The following is a 16,155-nucleotide window of genomic DNA, read 5'->3' on the forward strand; positions in this document are numbered from 1 at the left end:
GGTGTATAAAATTCGGGGCTTACCAAAATTTTAGGGGAGCTAACGGGTGTTAGTTCGGAACTTTGCCGTAAATTCTTCTACCTCCCCTAGTTCCGCCCCACTGTGTACTTGCACCACGTGGCCGCCTATTTGCCGGCGGCCGTCGTTACAAACGAACATTTCACCCAACTCAATGGCCTGGCTTCGGACTGGATAATTGAGCGAACCGGTATTCGGGAGCGGCGCAAAGCTGGCGAAGGTGAAAATGCCAACACCATGGCCGTGGCCGCCACCCAGGCCCTGCTGGCCGAGCTGCCCGACTTCGACCCCGCGCGCATCGACCTTATCGTGGCCGGCACCTATACCCCGCACGATACCATTTATACGGCGGCCCATGCCGTGCAGCGCTATCTGAACATCAACGAGATACCGACCGTAAGTATTTCGTCGGCCTGCTCGTCGCTGCTAAACGCGGTAGAGATAGTGGAGGGCTACTTTGCCCTGAAGAAAGCTAGCCACGCGCTGGTAATCGTGACGGAGCACAACACGGCCTACAACAACGAAACCGACACCATGGCCGGCCACCTGTGGGGCGACGGGGCGGCGGCGCTGCTCTTTACCCAGGAGCCGCTGGCGCCCGGCGACCTACGCGTGCGCCAGGTGCTGACCGGCGGCGCCGCCCCCATGGGCAAGGCCGACGAGGCCGTGACGCTGAAACCCGTCGAGAAAGGAATTGTGATGCCCTACGGCCGCGACGTGTTTCAGCAGGCTTGCACCTACATGACGCGCATTACGCAGGATTTGCTGAAAGCTAACAACTTGACCGTAAACGAGCTGACTTACCTAATTCCGCACCAGGCTAACTTGCGCATCTCGGCCAACGTGACCAAGCAGCTGGGCCTCGACCCCGCCCGCGCCGTCAACAACATCGACCGCCTGGGTAATACCGGCTGCGCTGGCGCCGCCATCGGCCTGGCCGAAATCTGGCCCGACCTCAAGCCCGGCGACCAGGTGATTGTGACGGTTTTCGGCGGCGGCTACTCCTACGGCGCCATGCTGCTGGAAAAGCCATAGGGCATCTACCAACTGACTAGCAAATGGCTCTGCCTCCTGCCGCCGCCTTTCTGCCCGAGCTAGCCTGGCAAACCAGCCGGGCCAGCGGCCCCGGCGGCCAGAACGTGAACAAGGTAGAAAGCCGGGTGGAGCTGCGCTGGCACCTGGCCAACTCGCAGCTACTGAGCGAAATGCAAAAACAGCTGCTACTCGAAAAGCTGGCCCCGCGCCTCACGGCCGACGGCTACCTGCTGGTAGTGGCCCAGGACGACCGCAGCCAATTGCGCAACCGCGAGTTGGCCCTCGCGCGCTTTCACCAGCTGCTGCAAAAAAGCCTGCACCGCCCCAAGGCTCGCCGCGCCACCCGCCCTAGCCCAGGCGCCGTGCGCGAGCGCCTGGAAGGCAAAAAGCGCAACAGCGAAAAGAAAGCCAATCGGCGGAGTTCGTTTGAGTAGCTGCTCTTCCGCGCAAAAGGTCGTTCCGCGTACTGTCCATGAGCAGGCTAGCAGCTTGAGCTACAGCAGCGTGCCGCGCAGCAACACCAGCGCCACGGTAAAGTAGATAATAAGGCCCGTCACGTCGACCAACGTGGCCACAAACGGCGCCGACGAGGTGGCTGGGTCGAGGCCCAGCTTCTTAAGTATTAGCGGCAGCATGGAGCCGGAGATGCTGCCCCACAGCACGATGCCTACCAGCGCCACGCCTACCGTGCTGGCCACCAGCAGCCAGTGCGGGCCATAGATGGGCGTAATACTCTGCCAGATGGCAATGCGCCCAAAACCCACCGCGCCTAGAATAATGCCCAGCAGTAGGCCGCCGGTAAGCTCGCGACGCAGCACCACCCACCATTCGCTCAGCGTAAACTCCCCTAGGGCCATGGCCCGGATGATGAGCGAGGTAGCCTGCGAGCCCGAGTTGCCGCCCGAGCTAATAATGAGCGGGATGAACTGTACGAGCACAATGGCTTTTTGCAGTTCGCCTTCAAAAAACTGCATGGCCGAGGCCGTCAGCAGCTCGCCCAGAAAGAGAACGACCAGCCAGCCGGCCCGTTTCTGCACCAGCCGCAGCAGGGGCATGGTCAGGTAGGGCTCCTCCAGGGCCTCCGAGCCGCCGAACTTCTGGATGTCCTCGGTGTCCTCTTCCTCCCGGATGCTGAGGATGTCGTCTAGGGTTACGATGCCGAGCAAAATACCTTGGTCAGGGCTGACCACGGGCAGGGCCACGCGGTCGTTGCGCCGGAAAACGTCGATGGCCTCCTCCTGGTCCTGGGCGGCCGTTAGCTCCACAAAGCGGTGGTCCATGAGGTCGCGCACGCGGGTGGCGGGGTCGGCCAGCAAAAACTCGCGGATGCGGATGTCATCGATGAGCTTGCCGCGCGCGTCGGTCACGTAGAGCATGCTCAGCGTTTCGGACTGCCCGCCGTGCTGGCGCACGTAGTCGAGCACCTGCTGCACCGTCCAGTTCTCACGAATGGCGATGTAGTCGGGCGTCATCAGGCGGCCCACCGAGTACTCGGGATACCCTAGGAGCTGCAGCGTTACGCGGCGCTCGGGCTCGCTCAGGTTTTGCACCAGCTCGGCCACGAAGTTGGCGGGCAGGTACTCCAGCAGCGCCGTGCGGTCGTCGGGCGACATCTCGTTGAGGATGCCGGTAATCTTGTCCTGAGCCAGGTTGTCGAGGAAGTGCCGCTGCACGTCCAGGTCCAGGTACTCAAATACTTCGGTGGCCAGCTTCAGCGGCAGCAGCCGGAAGATGATGAGCTGCTCGCGGTCGTCTTCGTTCTCAATGAGTTCGACCAGCTCGTTGGGCTGGAAGCCACGCAGGAGTTTCTTCAGCTTGAAAAACTCGCCCTCCTGGATTAATGCGGTTACTTGGTCCACGGTTTCGGGCGAGGTCATAGGCAAAAACCAGTTAAAGGTTTTGAAGTAGCAGAAGAAAGTGTTTCGCTAGGCAGCTAAGCAGTGGCGGCGCAAAATTACGGGTAAAAGCTGCGCTGGTTGGCAGCCCGGCGGGCTTTTTTGGCGTACTTAGCCTTCGCAACTAGCTCTGCCTGCCCTTTTGACTACTCCTACTGCCGCCTCGCCCGGCGCGGCCGCCCCCCAAAGCACCGTGCTGGTACTAGGTGGCGGCTACGACGACCCTACCCTGGCGCTGCTAGCCGGCCTGCTGCCCAGTCGCACCGCGCCCATCGAAATCCTAACTACGGCCACCGCCCACGAGCCCGTGCGCACCCACGCCGCCTACGCCCGTGTGCTGCGCGGCTTGGGCTGCCCCCACGTCGGCCACCTGCTCATCGACGAGCAAAACCCCGCCGACGCCCCCCATACGCTAAGCCGGCTTGAAGACGCGGCCCTGATTTTTCTGACTGGCGGCGACCAGGAGCGTCTTACCGAGCACCTGCTGGGCACCGAGTTTCTGCGCCTTTTGCGCCGCCGCCACCAGCACGACGCGGGCCTGGTGCTGGCCGGCACCAGCGCCGGGGCCTCGGCCCTAGGGGCCCAAATGCTGGTGGGCGGCCGAGGCTGGCGCAGCCTGCTGGCCGGGGGCATCGACGTGGTGCCGGGCCTGGGGCTGCTGCCCAATTGGCTTATCGACCAGCACTTTATCGAGCGAGCACGCTACCCGCGCCTGCTGCATGCCGTGCTGGCTTTCCCGCACCTGCTGGGCCTAGGGCTGAGCGAAGAAACCGGCTTGCTGCTGCGTCCCGGCCAGGCCCCCGAAGTAATTGGCGACGAAGTAGTGATGGTGGTAGATGGCCGGCGCCTGCGCAGCAAGAACCTGGCCGCCAAGGGCAAGCCCGTGGGTGGCCAGGGCTTCGAGGTGAGCCTGCTGGTGGCCGGCGACCGGCTGGAAATCAAGTAATAAATGCGGGAATGAGGTGATGAGAAAGCGGAAGTATTTCATTCTCCCATTCCTGCATTCCCGCATTCCCCAAACTAAACGGCCCTAGTTTTGCGTTGGGGCTGACGGATATTTTTAACGCTATGGCGCTGCTGCGTTTTCAGGTAGTTGGGGTGGGGCTGCTGGTACTGCTGGCCGGGGGCTGCATTCGCAAAACGGTGTCTTTCAACTCGAAAGACGAGATGCCCGTGATGGCCCTGGCCGAGCCCGGCGACTCGCTGACCACTACCGCCCGCCGGGGCCAGCCCAAGCTCAGCACCGCCGGCCGCAAAGCCGTGCTGACCAAAGAGGAAGAGAAAGCCGCTAAGGACGAGGAGAAAGCCGCCCAGCGCAAAAAGACGAAAACCAAGAAAAACGTCTTCCTGGGCGAGCGCGTGAAACGCGCTTTCGTAAAGTCGGGGCCGAAGGGTAAAAACCAGATTATTGAGGTGTTCTACTACCTCAAAACCTTCAAGCAGCCCAGCGAGCTAGCGCCGGCCGTGTATTACTACGACCCGCGCAAGCACAAGATTTTTAAGGCCGCCGAGCCCCTAGACCCGGCTACCGACAAGGTGCTGCACGGCGTGTATAAGAAGCTGCAAAACAACAAGGTGCTGGCTACCGGCTACTATGCCAACGGCACCCGCCACCTGCGCTGGGAAACCTTTGACACCAAGGGCAACCTCACGGCCAAGACGCACTACGAGATGGGCTTCCCGCGCGATGCCAACATCAGCTACTACGACGCCGGCCAAACCATGATACGCGAAGTGGTGCCCTACGTGAACGGCAAGCTGGAGGGTGACTACGTGAAATATACCGCCGACGGCAAGCGCGAATGGGCCGGCAAGTTTGAAAACGGCCACCGGGTAGGGGAGTGGACCAACTACTGGGATTACAAAAACTACCGCCACTACGTGCTGCAATACGCCGATAGCGGCTACGACCCCGAGCCTGAGGAGCCCGAGTTGATTCGGGAGTACAGCCACGGTGGCTCGGTGATTTACGACAAGGAGAAGAACATCGATAAGCGCGCCGATGCCGACCCCGATGCGGCCGCCAAGCCCGATGCGCGCCGCCCCGGCAGCCACGGCGCGCCCGCCCCGCGCCCGCCCGTGCGCAAAGCCGCCGACCGCCGCCCCGGCTACCACCCCAAGCCGGCCGCTACGCCCCCGCCCGTGCCCGCCACGCCCCGCGATACCACTGCGTCGCCGGCCCGGTAGCCCTAGGGCCCACTCTTACCAAAAAGCATCCTCAAACACTTCCAGCTGGAAGCCCTGGCTGAGGGGCGTCAGTGCCAGGATGTCGAAGCGGATGTCGCCGCGCCAGTCTAGCTCCTCCTGTAAGTGCGTGGCCGCCAGTCGGAATAGCTCTTTCTTGCGGGCCGACACGAAGGTTTCGGGCGGGCCGTACTGGCTGGTGCTGCGGGTTTTCACTTCGGCGAACACCAGCAGTTCCTGGCCCCGGCGCAGCACCAGGTCTACCTCGGCGCGGCCGTGGCGGTAGCCCTGAGCCAGCACCTCGAAGCCCGCTTGCCGGTAGAAGTCGGCCGCGGCGGCCTCGCCCGCTTGGCCTAGCACTTGGGCCGGAGTGCGCATAAGTAATTGGCTAATAAGCTATAAAAGACAATGCTCCAGGCTGAGCGGCAACAGGCCCCTAGGGGGTGCAAGCTAAAGCCTGCCGGGTGAAGTATTTTTGCCGTAACTTCTATAGTATTACGTTTCTACCCCGTGTTGCCCACCCCGCCCGACCAGTATTCGGCCTGCCAGGCCCCGGCCGCCCCGCCGGTTGCGTTGCCCGCGCCGGCCACCTGGCCCGCGGTGCAGGTGCAGGCCCTAGGGCTAGTGCCCTACGTGCCCACCTGGGAGCTGCAGGAACAGCTACTAGCCGCTACGCTAGCCATAAAGGCGGCTAATCGGACGGCTGCCGCTGAGGGCCGGCCGCCGCAGCCCACACCCCAGCACCTGCTGCTGTGCGAGCACCCACCCACCTACACCCTCGGCAAAAGCGGCAAGCCCGAACACCTGCTGCTCGGCGAAGCTGCCCTGGCCGCGCACGGCGCCACCTTTCACCGCATCAACCGCGGAGGCGACATTACTTTCCACGGTCCGGGCCAGCTGGTGGCCTACCCCATCCTCGACCTGGAAGCCCTGCGGCCCGACATCCACTGGTACCTGCGGGCGCTGGAGGAAGCGGTGATTCAGACGCTGGCGAGCTACGGGCTACGGGCGGGCCGCATTGCGGGCCTCACCGGCGTGTGGCTCGACTGGGAAGCAGGTGCCCCTAGGCCGCGCAAAATCTGCGCCATGGGAGTGCGGTGCAGCCGCTGGGTCACGCTGCACGGCCTGGCCCTCAACGTGAATACCGACTTGCGCTACTTCAGTTACATTGTGCCCTGCGGCATTGCCGATAAGGCTGTTACTTCGCTGCAAACCGAGCTGGGCCGCGCCGTGCCCCTGGCCGAAGTGCAGGCGCGCCTGCTGCCCGAGCTACTGCGGCAGCTGGGGGCCGTGCCCGCAGCGCCTTCTTTTTCGCTGGCCCCAGCGGCGGCCCCCCTGCCCGTATGAAGCAAGATATTTCGTTTGAGCCCGTAGCGGGCGTATCAGTGGCCGTAGTGCCCGACCAGCCTACCCCCACCCCAGGCGAGGCTGACCAAGCCGTGTGGACCGTTTACCTGTTGAACAACAACGACTTTGAGTTGGAAAATGTGCTGGTAAGTGCCGACGGGTACGGCGCGCAGCCCACCGGCGAAATGGTGCGCACCTCCACGCTGCGCTACCATTTTGAGCAGGTGGCTCCCCACTCCGCCACCGCCATCGAGCTGATTAGCCCGGCCGTATTTCACCTCACCAACCAATATTGGGTGAGCTACTACGTGGCGGGCCAGATTTTTGACAAGAAGTTTTTGTTTGTGCCAGGGGCTATAGACGGGGCCAACCTGAGCCGCGTCGATTTGCTGGCCGGCCAAGTGGGCGTGTTGCACAGCTAGGTCCGCTGGGTGGGGCTCGTCATCAGCTTGTTTACCGTTATAACTAGTATTATATGAGTCATTTAAGTCTATACCTAGGGTTGGCTTGCTTGTGGGCGCTACTGGTGTCCATGTTTGCCGTGCCGTCTATCATCTACATCGCTCACCTCAAAAACCTGCTCGATACCCCCAACGGCCGCACCGTGCACAAGTCGCTGACGCCCCGCCTGGGCGGCGTGGCCGTTTTCGCAGGCTTTATGTCGGCGCTTACCATCTTCGCCCCCCTCAGCAACGGGGTGAAGGAGCTGCTAGCGGGCTGCATTATCCTCTTCTTTGTGGGGCTGAAAGATGATATGGTGACTATTTCGGTAGCCAAAAAATTTGTGGGCCAACTCCTGGCCACGGGTATTGTCATGATAATGGCCGACGTGCGCATTACCAGTTTCCAGGGGGTGCTGGGCATCGGCGAGCTACCTATGGGCGTGAGCTACGGCTTCACGTTCGTCATCATCGTGGGAATTACCAATGCCATCAACCTTATTGACGGGCTCGATGGGCTGGCGGGCTCCATCGTGCTCATTATCTCGGGCACGTTCGGGTACTACTTTTTTCGCTACGGTGGCCCCGAGTTCAGCAACTACTCCTTCGTGTCCGTATGCCTGATTGGTGGTATTCTAGGCTTTTTACGCTACAACTTCCACCACGCCAGCATTTTCATGGGCGATACGGGCTCGCTCGTGTGCGGCTTTATCGTGTCTATTCTGGCCATTCAGTTCATCGAGCTGGGCGCGCGCACGGGCCAGCCTTTCAGCAGCTCTTCGCCCGCCATCACCCTAGGCATCCTGTTTGTGCCGCTTTTTGATACCCTGCGCGTATTTGTGCTGCGCATGGCGGCCGGCCATTCGCCCTTCCTGCCTGATAAAAACCACATTCACCACCGCATCCTGGCCATGGGCTTTTCCCAAATCAGCACTGTGCTGCTGCTGGCCCTGCTCAATGTGGTAGTGGTGCTGGTAGTCATCAACCTCTACGAGCTGGGCAATATGGTGCTCATTGGCATCATCGCGGTTATATCACTGGCATTGAGCGTGTTTCTGGGGGTGCACCACAGCCGAGCGGCGCGGCGCCAGGTAGCTACGCCCTCCTAGGTTGCCGGTCCGATTTTCTTTCTCAACCTCCACCTACCCCATGCGCGCACGTAGGCTGCTGCGGTACTGCTGGCTAGGGCTGCTGCTGAGCCTGGCGGGCCTAGCCCGCGGGGCCGAGTACCGCCCGCTGCCGCCGCCCGCCCCCACTGGCCTCGACCCCGCCAATTGGCTGCTGCACGATGCCGCCGGCAACCGGCTGATTTTATACTTGCCCGGCTACCACGCGCCTGCCCACACCTACTACCAATGGCTGCGGCTGGTGCCGCTGCGCCCCTTCCGACTAGCTTTCACGGCCCAGCCCGGTCTCACTATTTTCCTCGATAACCAACTGGTATTCACGGCACCCGCAGCCGGTAGCTATACCATTGACCTGGGGGCGCGGGTACTGTCTGCGCGCCAGGGGCAGCCCCACCTGCTGGCCGTATGGCAGCCCGACGGCTACCCGCTGCTCAGCTCGTTTGCGGCCGAAATGGGCACTAGTGCTCCCGCAGCGGCCACGCAGCCCCAGGTTGCCTCGCCCACCCGGGCGTTGCTACGCCTAGGGCCTCCCCAGAGCCAAAACGTGCTGCTGCTGCTACTGCTGCTAGTAGGGATACTCTACGGCGTTGTGCGCAGCACTTTTCCAGCGGCGCTGGCCCCGGTGCTGCAAATCAGCGAGCTAGCCAGCAGCCACAACGAGCCGCAGGCTTTCTTAACCCGGCCGGCCTTCACGCTGCTCAATCTAGTGCTGGTGGCCCTGTTCTCGCTGTCGCTGGCGCTGCTGCTCACGGCCTTGCGCACCGACCTGGGCAGCCTGCCGCTGGTGCGCCAGCTGCTCGACGTGCCCGAGTCGGCCGTAATGGCGCGCGTACTGCTCTATACTTTGTTGATAATGAGCTTTGTGCTAGCTAAGTTTCTGCTGCTCGAGCTGATGAGCTATATCTTCGACCTGCGCGAGCTGGTGAACGTGCACTACCGCGAGTTTTTGCGCACCACGCTGCTGCTGGGCCTAGGGCTGCCGCTGGTGCTGCTGCTTTACCTGGGGCTGAACACCCGCTGGCCACTCGTGGTGGAAGTAGCCAATGGCTCGGTGCTGCTGCTGCTCACCCTCACGGTGCTGCGCGTTGCGCGCACGCTGCACCAACGCGCTTCGCTGCTTAATCTTCATTTGTTCGCTTACCTTTGTGCTACCGAAATACTGCCCATAGCGGTGCTATTGAAACTCATCGTCTTTACTTATCCTACTTAAACTGGTCAGTTACGCCATTTTAGGTTCTGTTTCTCTATTGTTCTAGCGTTACCCTTTTCTTTTCATTATGGCCAATAGCGCACCATCGCCCGGTCAGGACCGGCACGCCAAGCCTATTCGCAGCATCCTGGTTACGCAGCCGAAGCCCGCTACCGACGTATCGCCTTATTCTTCGCTGGCTGACAAGTACGGCATTCAGGTCGATTTCCGGGAGTTCATCGAGGTGCAAGGCGTTCCTTACAAAGAATTTCGCAAGGAAAAGGTCAATATTCTAGAGCACACGGCTGTTATCTTCACCAGTCGCAACGCCGTCGACCATTTTTTCCGCACCTGCCAGGAAGCCAAGCTGGAAATGCCAGCAGAAATGAAGTACTTCTGTATTTCCGAGCAAACGGCCAACTACCTGCAGAAATACATTGTGCTACGCAAGCGCAAGCTCTTCGTGGGCCAGCGCACGGCGGCCGACTTGTTTGATGTCATCAAGAAGCACAAGAGCGAGAAATTTCTCTATCCCTGCTCCGATATCCGCAAGGACGACCTGCCCGAGTTTATGCGGGCCAATAATCTGAAGTTCACCGAGGCAGTCATCTACCGCACCGTAGCCAGCGACCTTTCCGACCTGGCTGAGGTGAAATACGACTGCCTAGCGTTTTTTAGTCCTTCGGGCATCAGCTCGCTGTTCATCAACTTCCCCGACTTTACTCAGGATGCCACGCGCATCGCCGCCTTCGGCCCCACTACCGCCAAGGCCGTGCGCGACGCCGACCTTATCCTGGACATCGAGGCGCCCATGCCCAACGCGCCTTCCATGGCCGGCGCCATCGAGGCCTACATCCGCCAGCACAATGGGCAACCCAGCGTAGCCACCGATAAAAACAAGAGCGCCAATTAACTATAACTGCCTCGTTTAGAAAGGCCAGCCTGCGTGACTAATCGCGGGCTGGCTTTTTTGCGTTCTACCTCAGTACGGTGCAATTTCGTGGGTACATTTGGTGTTAAGTACCCAGGTCTGCCTAGGCTGGTACGGGCTTGCTTTGCCCACCCGCTCTTTCCCCCTCGCTCATATGAAAAAAATCTTACTCGCCGCCTTATTGCTGGCAGCGGCTGGCTCGGTACGGGCGCAGCAGCAGCCGCAATTCACCCACTACGGCCTCAACGGCATGTACCTGAATCCCGCCTATGCGGGCATCAAGCAGCAAGTCGAGGTCAACGTAATCGGGCGCTACCAGTACCTGAATCTGGGCAACACCTTGGGGGATGATAACGGCTCGCCGCGCACGGGTATGGTATCGGCTTCCATTCCAATTTTGCCCCTAGGGGGTGGGGTGGGCATTGCCGCCTATTACGACCAGGCCGGCGTGACCAAGATTACCAATACTGCGCTCTCCTACTCGCAGCACATCAAGCTGGGCCAGGGCCGCCTGGGCATCGGCGTGCAGGGTATTTATACCTATATAGGGAAGGGTACTTATCGGGCCATCGACCCCGACGACATTAATATCCCAGCCAACGCTTCCGACCATAAGTTTGACCTAGGGGCCGGGCTGTGGTACGAAGCCCCCAAGTTTTACGCTGGCTTGAGCTTGAACAACCTGTTGCGCTCCGAGTATACGTTCAAAAGCAACGGAACCCAAGGTGTTGGTAGCCAGTACTTAGGCGAAAACCATGCTTACTTAAGTACCGGCTACAATATCGAAGCTTCCTCCAGCGTTACCGTCACGCCCATGGCACTAGTAAAAGCCGTGCTGCCAGGGCGCTACGACACCAAAAGCAAATACGACAACCAGCACAATTACTCGTTTGAGGCCGGTGTGCGGGCCACGGTAAATGACCAATTTTCAGTAGGCGCGAACTATCGCTACGACGAATCCATTTCAGGCCTGCTAGGCTACGCCTTCGGGGCCGACAATCGCTACCGCATTGGCTACGCTTTCGACTTTATTGCCTTTAACCAAGCCGCTCGCGCCTTCAGCTCCCACGAAATACTCTTCCAGTTGCGGCTGCCCCAAATGACCCTACTCACGCGCCCTGCTATCCACACCCCGCGTTATAGCTTCTAGATTTTTTTGGATTTTTCCAGCTTGCAGCAAAAGGGTCAAGTAGTAAAAAAGACAATAATTTCGTAGTCAAAACCAGCTCATTCAGCCCTTTTCCCCTACTTCTCAACGAATAATTATACTATCTGCAGGCCGGAAATATTGTGCGAAAGCTGCAGATGGTGTAGCTTTGCCATCAACATGCAATTCGACACAATTAACGCCTAGGTATAAGATTAATTCTTTCTTGTTATTATGAAAAAAATTCTGGTATTCCCGCTACTCGCGCTTTCGGGACTAATGCTGGGTGGTTGCTTTACCAAAGACTTTGGTGGCGACCTCGTGGGCTCGGAAGACCGTCCTATCTATAATCCTCAGGAAGTACCTTTTGGCATGGTGGCTTGCCCCGGCGGCACCTTCCACATGGGCCAAACCGACCAGGACATCGCAGCCTCGATGGTGAACATGAACAAGCAGGTGACTATCGCCGGCTTCTACATGGATGAGACCGAAATTACGAACAACGAATACCGCCAGTTCGTCAATGCCATTATGCAGGACTCGGTGGAAGCCCTAGGCGAAGACTACATTAAAACGGAGCTTTATCCCGATACCACGGTGTGGGTGCGTGACTTTACCTACCACATGGGCGACCCGCTGCTGGAATATTACTACTCGCACCCAGCTTTTGACGACTACCCGGTGGTGGGCGTAGACTGGTTTGCAGCCAAGTATTTCTGCAACTGGCGCACCAAGCTCAAGAATACCCACAACGAAGAAAGGGGCGAGTCGCCCATGCCCAACTTTCGCTTGCCTTCGGAAGCGGAGTGGGAGTACGCTGCCCGCGGGGGCCGCGAGCTGGCTACCTTCCCCTGGGGTGGCCCTTACGTGCGCAACACCAAAGGCTGCATGCTGGCCAACTTCAAGCCCGGCCGCGGTGACTATGCTTCGGATGGCTACGCCTACACCTCGGAGGTGGGCTCATACTTCCCCAACGACTTTGGCCTGTATGACATGGCCGGCAACGTGAGCGAGTGGTGCGACGACGCCTACATGGAAGCGGCTGTGCCGGTAGTGTGGGACCTGAACCCCACCAACCCCGACGATAACGAGCCTCGCAAAGTAGTGCGTGGCGGCTCGTGGAAAGATATTCAGTACTTCCTCGAAACCGGCACCCGCAACTTCGAATACCAGGATTCGTCGCGCTCCTACATCGGCTTCCGCTGCTCGATGATTCAAATTGGCATGGGCACCAACCGTCGTCTCAACTAACCAGATTTACTTCCAACATCACCATTTCTTTTCTCCTACAACCTTTACCTATTTACAATTCAAATGGCTGCTAAACCTAATTTTCTGTACGACCAAGTGATGCCTAAGATATATGGCATCGGTGCTGCCGTAGTTATCATTGGTGCTCTATTCAAGATTCTGCACTGGAAAGGTGCTGACGTTATGCTAATGGTGGGCCTCGGCACAGAGGCCGTTATTTTCTTCCTGAGTGCCTTCCAGCCCCACTCGCCCGATACCGACTGGTCGCTGGTATATCCCGAGCTAAGCGAAGGGTATGACCCCTCGACCAACGACAACCGCTTCCGCGATGCCAAAACGCCTGCGCCTAATGGCTTGACTGGCAAGCTGGACGACATGCTGAAAAACGCTAACGTAACTCCCGAAGCGCTAGCTAACCTGGGCCAGGGCCTCAACCGCCTCAGCACCACCACCGCGCAGCTAGGCAAGCTGGGCGAGGCTACCAACGTAACCGACGAGTACACGCAGAAAGTGCGCGCCGCTGCCAACTCGCTCGACGGCATCAACAAGGCTTACGGCAACACCGTGGAGGCTATCTCTTCGCTGTCGAATGCTACTAATGACGCCAAGGAGTACCACGCCCAAGTACAGAATGTGACCAAAAACCTCGGCGCCTTGAACGCGGTGTACGAGATGGAACTGCAAGATGCCAACACGCACTTGAAGTCGATGAACCAGTTCTACGGCACCCTCGGCAAGGCCATGGAAAACATGGTGCAGGCTGGCAAAGACACCGAAAGCCTACAGCACCAGGTAGCCGACCTAACTGGCAACCTGTCGTCGCTCAACCGCGTGTACGGCAACATGCTGAACGCCATGCGCGCTGGTGCCCCTGCCTAGGCTAAACAAGGTCATCTTTATTCAATTAGTTAATTAGAAAGATATCCGATGGCAGGTGCTAAAGAAACACCGCGGCAGAAGATGATTGGCATGATGTACCTCGTGCTAACTGCTCTGCTCGCGCTGCAAGTGAACTCAGCTATCTTGCTGAAGTTCAAGTTTATCGACGATAGCCTTACCGATGTAAACGCCAAAACTGACCAAGCAGCTGCTAACACAGTGAAGGGCATCGAGGCGGCGGTGAAAAAGAATCAGAATCAGGCGGGCGACATTGCCGTGCTTAAGAAGAGCGAAGAGATTCGTGAGGAGACGAAAAAGGTTGTTGACTACCTCAATGAGGTGCGCGACAAGCTTATCACGTCAACGGAGAACGTTAAGGGCAAGAACGACTATAAGAACATGAGCGCTGAGGACAAGGTGGCTATCACCATGCTCGGCGGCAAGCAAAACGGCTTGGCTTACCCCATGCAGAAGCGCTTGAACGACTATTCGGAGTACATCAAGCAGTTCGTGCCCGATGCCATGCCCCTGGCACTCGATGCTAAGAATGACCCGCGCATTGCCCCTAGCTCAGAGCAAAAGAACAAGAGCTTCGCCGAACTGAACTTCGAGAACACGCCGGTAGTAGCCGCGCTGGCCGTACTGAGCCAGAAGGAAACCGAAGTGCTGAAGTACCAGGCTGATGCCCTGCAAAAGCAAGCTGAGAAAGTAGGCGCCAAAACCATCGTATTTGATAAGCTGGGCGCTTTTGCCTCGGCCGAATCGAACACGGTAGCGGCTGGCACCAAGTACAAGGCTGACCTGTTTTTGACGGCTGCCGCCACGGGCCTCAAGCAAAATATGACCTACAACGGCCAACCCCTGAAAGTTGGTCCTGATGGCCACGGCAAAGTAGAGTTCACGGCTCGTCCTGGCAACTTCGACGCTTCGGGCAACGCCAAAGCTTCGTGGATTGGCAAAATCACCATCAACCAAGGAGGCCGCGATACCACTTTCACTCAGAAGGTTGATTACACTGTTACCAAGCCGGTAATGCAGATTCAGTCGGCTTCGGTGCAGGCTTTGTATTACGAGTGCGGCAACAAGCTGAGCGTGCAGGTGCCGGCCCTAGGGGCGCAGTACCAGCCGGCCTTCTCGGCTTCGGGGGCGCAGGTTATTACGGGCCAAAAAGGCGAAGTGACCCTGGTGCCCAACGCCCGCGAGGTAACGCTGAACGTGAGCAGCGGTGGCAACGCTATTGGCTCGCAAGAATTCAAGGTGCGGCCGGTGCCTAACCCCACTATCCAGTGCTACGCTGGCAGCACCGAAGTAAACGAAAAGGCTGGCACTCCTGCCAGCGCGCTTCGCTCGATTACGCTGCGTGCAGTAGCTGACCCCGGCTTCAAGACTTTCCTGCCCGATGATGCCCGCTACCGCGTATCGCACTTCCAGGCCGTTCTAGCCCGTGGCAAGCGCCCGGTAATTGGGCCGGTAGAAGTGAACGGCCCGACGGGTAACTTCAGCAACATGGTTGACGCCGCCAAGGAAGGCGACCGCCTGTATATCGAAGTAAAAGGTGTGCAGCGCCAGAACTTCCAAAACCAGATTAAGGATGTGCAGATGCCTTCCCGCATCTTCAACGTGCCGCTGCAATAATTAGAATCTACCTTCAGCTTATTAATCACTACGTTATGACCCGCTATTTCAAAGTTCTGCCCGTAACGGCGGCCGCAATGCTCCTGGCCCTAGCCGGCCATGCGCAAGAGCAGGCGGCGGCAGTGGCTTCGACCGGTGCCGTGCGTCCCATCCCGGTGTCGGACCAGATGTTTAAGAAAACTATCTGGCGCGCCATCGACTTGCGCGAAAAGCAAAACCGCCCCATGTTCTCGGATGGCCACGAAATCAGCCGGGTCATTATCGAGGCCGTAAAGCGCGGCGAGCTTACCCCTTACCGCAGCGATTCGGTCACCACGACCATCACGGCCAAGGAGATGTCAGCCAACATGTCGTACCCTATAGAAGCTCCCATCAGCCCCGACGCTGACGGCGGTGACTGGGGTGCGGGTGCCCCGCCGGCTACCAAGAAAAAGGCTGCCGCCAACGATGGCTGGGGTAGCTCGAGCAGCAGCAGCGGTGGCTGGGGTGCGCCAGTGGCGGCAGCCAAGCCGAAGGGCACGCCTAAGCGCGATGCGAAAGGCAAAATTATGAAGGACAAGCGCGGCCGTGTCATCTACCAAACGGTGGCTGCTACGCCCGCCCCTGTGGTAGCGCCGCCCGCTACGTCGGACGAATACCGCCCCAAGGACATCTACCAGATGGAGCTGACCGAGGAGATGATTTTCGACAAGAAGCGCTCGCGGATGTACCATCAAATCAAGACCATCTCGCTCAAGCTGCCTTCTACGCTGAAAGCCAACGTATCGGGACTTGAGAAGAATGTGGCTTCTTTTAAGTATGCCGACTTGGTGAAGGTGTTCCGCAACAATCCGCAGACGGCCATTTGGTTTAATGCGCAGAACGATGCGCAGCACAAGAATCTGGCTGACGCTTTTGAACTGTGGCTGTTCAACTCCTACATCGTGAAGGTGTCGAATCCTTCGGGCGACGACTTGGCTACGCAGTACGGTAGTGAGCGCGATGGCCTGCTAGCCGCTCAGCAAACCGCCGCCGACCTGGTAGAGTACGAGTACAATCTGTGGTCTTTCTAAGCCGCGGATTTAACAGATATGTAGC

At 59.0% G+C, this 16,155-nt stretch carries 16 protein-coding genes; 14 read left to right on the plus strand and 2 right to left on the minus strand.

Going from position 1 to position 16,155, the window contains the following annotated elements; all coding sequences use genetic code 11:
* Positions 1-102: 102 nt before the first annotated feature.
* A complete protein-coding gene (locus HHL22_RS17850; RefSeq protein ID WP_169532761.1) occupies positions 103-1,053 on the plus strand; it encodes a 3-oxoacyl-ACP synthase III family protein in 951 nt (316 codons plus the stop codon).
* 23 nt (positions 1,054-1,076) lie between these two features.
* A complete protein-coding gene (arfB, locus tag HHL22_RS17855; protein WP_169532762.1) occupies positions 1,077-1,487 on the plus strand; it encodes an alternative ribosome rescue aminoacyl-tRNA hydrolase ArfB in 411 nt (136 codons plus the stop codon).
* A gap of 60 nt (positions 1,488-1,547) precedes the next feature.
* Here the strand turns inward: arfB and mgtE are convergent, their stop codons facing one another.
* Positions 1,548-2,930: a magnesium transporter gene (mgtE, locus tag HHL22_RS17860; protein ID WP_169532763.1), complete on the minus strand. Its 1,383-nt coding sequence runs from the start codon at positions 2,928-2,930 to the stop codon at positions 1,548-1,550.
* Between the two features lie 160 nt (positions 2,931-3,090).
* Between mgtE and HHL22_RS17865 the strand changes: the two genes are divergently transcribed.
* Together HHL22_RS17865 and HHL22_RS17870 are read left to right on the plus strand one after the other, a co-directional pair.
* Positions 3,091-3,894, plus strand: a complete 804-nt coding sequence (locus HHL22_RS17865; RefSeq protein ID WP_169532764.1) for a cyanophycinase — start codon at positions 3,091-3,093, stop codon at positions 3,892-3,894.
* Between the two features lie 122 nt (positions 3,895-4,016).
* Entirely contained in the window at positions 4,017-5,135 is a 1,119-nt protein-coding gene (locus HHL22_RS17870) for a toxin-antitoxin system YwqK family antitoxin (RefSeq protein WP_169532765.1), read from the plus strand.
* Between the two features lie 15 nt (positions 5,136-5,150).
* On the opposite strand, the gene HHL22_RS17875 is transcribed toward HHL22_RS17870, so the two are convergent.
* Complete coding sequence (locus HHL22_RS17875; protein WP_169532766.1) at positions 5,151-5,510, minus strand: YraN family protein; 360 nt, start codon at positions 5,508-5,510, stop codon at positions 5,151-5,153.
* A 195-nt stretch (positions 5,511-5,705) separates the two neighbouring features.
* Here HHL22_RS17875 and lipB point away from each other — a divergent pair, with 195 nt between their 5' ends.
* The 10 genes from lipB to porN all read left to right on the plus strand — a co-directional run bounded on the left by lipB (position 5,706) and on the right by porN (position 16,130).
* Positions 5,706-6,479, plus strand: coding sequence for a lipoyl(octanoyl) transferase LipB (gene lipB, locus HHL22_RS17880; RefSeq protein WP_195809355.1), 774 nt, complete (start codon positions 5,706-5,708; stop codon positions 6,477-6,479).
* On the plus strand, positions 6,476-6,901 hold the full coding sequence (locus HHL22_RS17885; protein ID WP_169532767.1) for a hypothetical protein: 426 nt from the start codon (positions 6,476-6,478) through the stop codon (positions 6,899-6,901). The genes lipB and HHL22_RS17885 overlap by 4 nt, the downstream gene beginning before the upstream one ends.
* A gap of 53 nt (positions 6,902-6,954) precedes the next feature.
* Complete coding sequence (locus HHL22_RS17890; protein ID WP_241738172.1) at positions 6,955-8,028, plus strand: MraY family glycosyltransferase; 1,074 nt, start codon at positions 6,955-6,957, stop codon at positions 8,026-8,028.
* A 40-nt stretch (positions 8,029-8,068) separates the two neighbouring features.
* A complete protein-coding gene (locus tag HHL22_RS17895) occupies positions 8,069-9,256 on the plus strand; it encodes a DUF4271 domain-containing protein (protein ID WP_169532768.1) in 1,188 nt (395 codons plus the stop codon).
* 67 nt (positions 9,257-9,323) lie between these two features.
* The gene (locus tag HHL22_RS17900) at positions 9,324-10,148 is read left to right on the plus strand and encodes a uroporphyrinogen-III synthase (RefSeq protein WP_169532769.1); all 825 of its coding nucleotides are present in this window, start codon (positions 9,324-9,326) and stop codon (positions 10,146-10,148) included.
* Positions 10,149-10,320: 172 nt separating this feature from the next.
* Positions 10,321-11,316, plus strand: coding sequence for a PorP/SprF family type IX secretion system membrane protein (locus HHL22_RS17905; protein WP_169532770.1), 996 nt, complete (start codon positions 10,321-10,323; stop codon positions 11,314-11,316).
* A gap of 276 nt (positions 11,317-11,592) precedes the next feature.
* Positions 11,593-12,564, plus strand: coding sequence for a type IX secretion system lipoprotein PorK/GldK (gene porK, locus HHL22_RS17910; protein WP_449404406.1), 972 nt, complete (start codon positions 11,593-11,595; stop codon positions 12,562-12,564).
* Between the two features lie 63 nt (positions 12,565-12,627).
* Positions 12,628-13,443 carry a type IX secretion system motor protein PorL/GldL gene (gene porL, locus HHL22_RS17915; RefSeq protein ID WP_169532772.1) on the plus strand — a complete coding sequence of 272 codons (816 nt, stop codon included), beginning with the start codon at positions 12,628-12,630 and terminating at the stop codon, positions 13,441-13,443.
* Positions 13,444-13,491: 48 nt separating this feature from the next.
* A complete protein-coding gene (gene porM, locus HHL22_RS17920; protein ID WP_169532773.1) occupies positions 13,492-15,078 on the plus strand; it encodes a type IX secretion system motor protein PorM/GldM in 1,587 nt (528 codons plus the stop codon).
* A 35-nt stretch (positions 15,079-15,113) separates the two neighbouring features.
* Positions 15,114-16,130, plus strand: a complete 1,017-nt coding sequence (gene porN / locus HHL22_RS17925) for a type IX secretion system ring subunit PorN/GldN (RefSeq protein WP_169532774.1) — start codon at positions 15,114-15,116, stop codon at positions 16,128-16,130.
* The last annotated feature ends 25 nt before the right edge of the window (positions 16,131-16,155 follow it).

The sequence above is a fragment of the Hymenobacter polaris genome (assembly GCF_012927305.1).
GTDB classification, from domain to species: domain Bacteria; phylum Bacteroidota; class Bacteroidia; order Cytophagales; family Hymenobacteraceae; genus Hymenobacter; species Hymenobacter polaris.

Excerpts from the sequence above, each read along its gene's own strand:
- arfB (WP_169532762.1), top strand. The coding sequence starts at position 1,077 with ATGGCTCTGCCTCCTGCCGCCGCCTTTCTGCCCGAGCTAGCCTGGCAA.
- mgtE (WP_169532763.1), bottom strand. The coding sequence starts at position 2,930 with ATGACCTCGCCCGAAACCGTGGACCAAGTAACCGCATTAATCCAGGAG.
- HHL22_RS17870 (WP_169532765.1), top strand. The coding sequence starts at position 4,017 with ATGGCGCTGCTGCGTTTTCAGGTAGTTGGGGTGGGGCTGCTGGTACTG.
- HHL22_RS17875 (WP_169532766.1), bottom strand. The coding sequence starts at position 5,510 with ATGCGCACTCCGGCCCAAGTGCTAGGCCAAGCGGGCGAGGCCGCCGCG.
- HHL22_RS17885 (WP_169532767.1), top strand. The coding sequence starts at position 6,476 with ATGAAGCAAGATATTTCGTTTGAGCCCGTAGCGGGCGTATCAGTGGCC.
- HHL22_RS17890 (WP_241738172.1), top strand. The coding sequence starts at position 6,955 with ATGAGTCATTTAAGTCTATACCTAGGGTTGGCTTGCTTGTGGGCGCTA.
- HHL22_RS17895 (WP_169532768.1), top strand. The coding sequence starts at position 8,069 with ATGCGCGCACGTAGGCTGCTGCGGTACTGCTGGCTAGGGCTGCTGCTG.
- HHL22_RS17900 (WP_169532769.1), top strand. The coding sequence starts at position 9,324 with ATGGCCAATAGCGCACCATCGCCCGGTCAGGACCGGCACGCCAAGCCT.
- HHL22_RS17905 (WP_169532770.1), top strand. The coding sequence starts at position 10,321 with ATGAAAAAAATCTTACTCGCCGCCTTATTGCTGGCAGCGGCTGGCTCG.
- porK (WP_449404406.1), top strand. The coding sequence starts at position 11,593 with ATGCTGGGTGGTTGCTTTACCAAAGACTTTGGTGGCGACCTCGTGGGC.
- porL (WP_169532772.1), top strand. The coding sequence starts at position 12,628 with ATGGCTGCTAAACCTAATTTTCTGTACGACCAAGTGATGCCTAAGATA.
- porM (WP_169532773.1), top strand. The coding sequence starts at position 13,492 with ATGGCAGGTGCTAAAGAAACACCGCGGCAGAAGATGATTGGCATGATG.
- porN (WP_169532774.1), top strand. The coding sequence starts at position 15,114 with ATGACCCGCTATTTCAAAGTTCTGCCCGTAACGGCGGCCGCAATGCTC.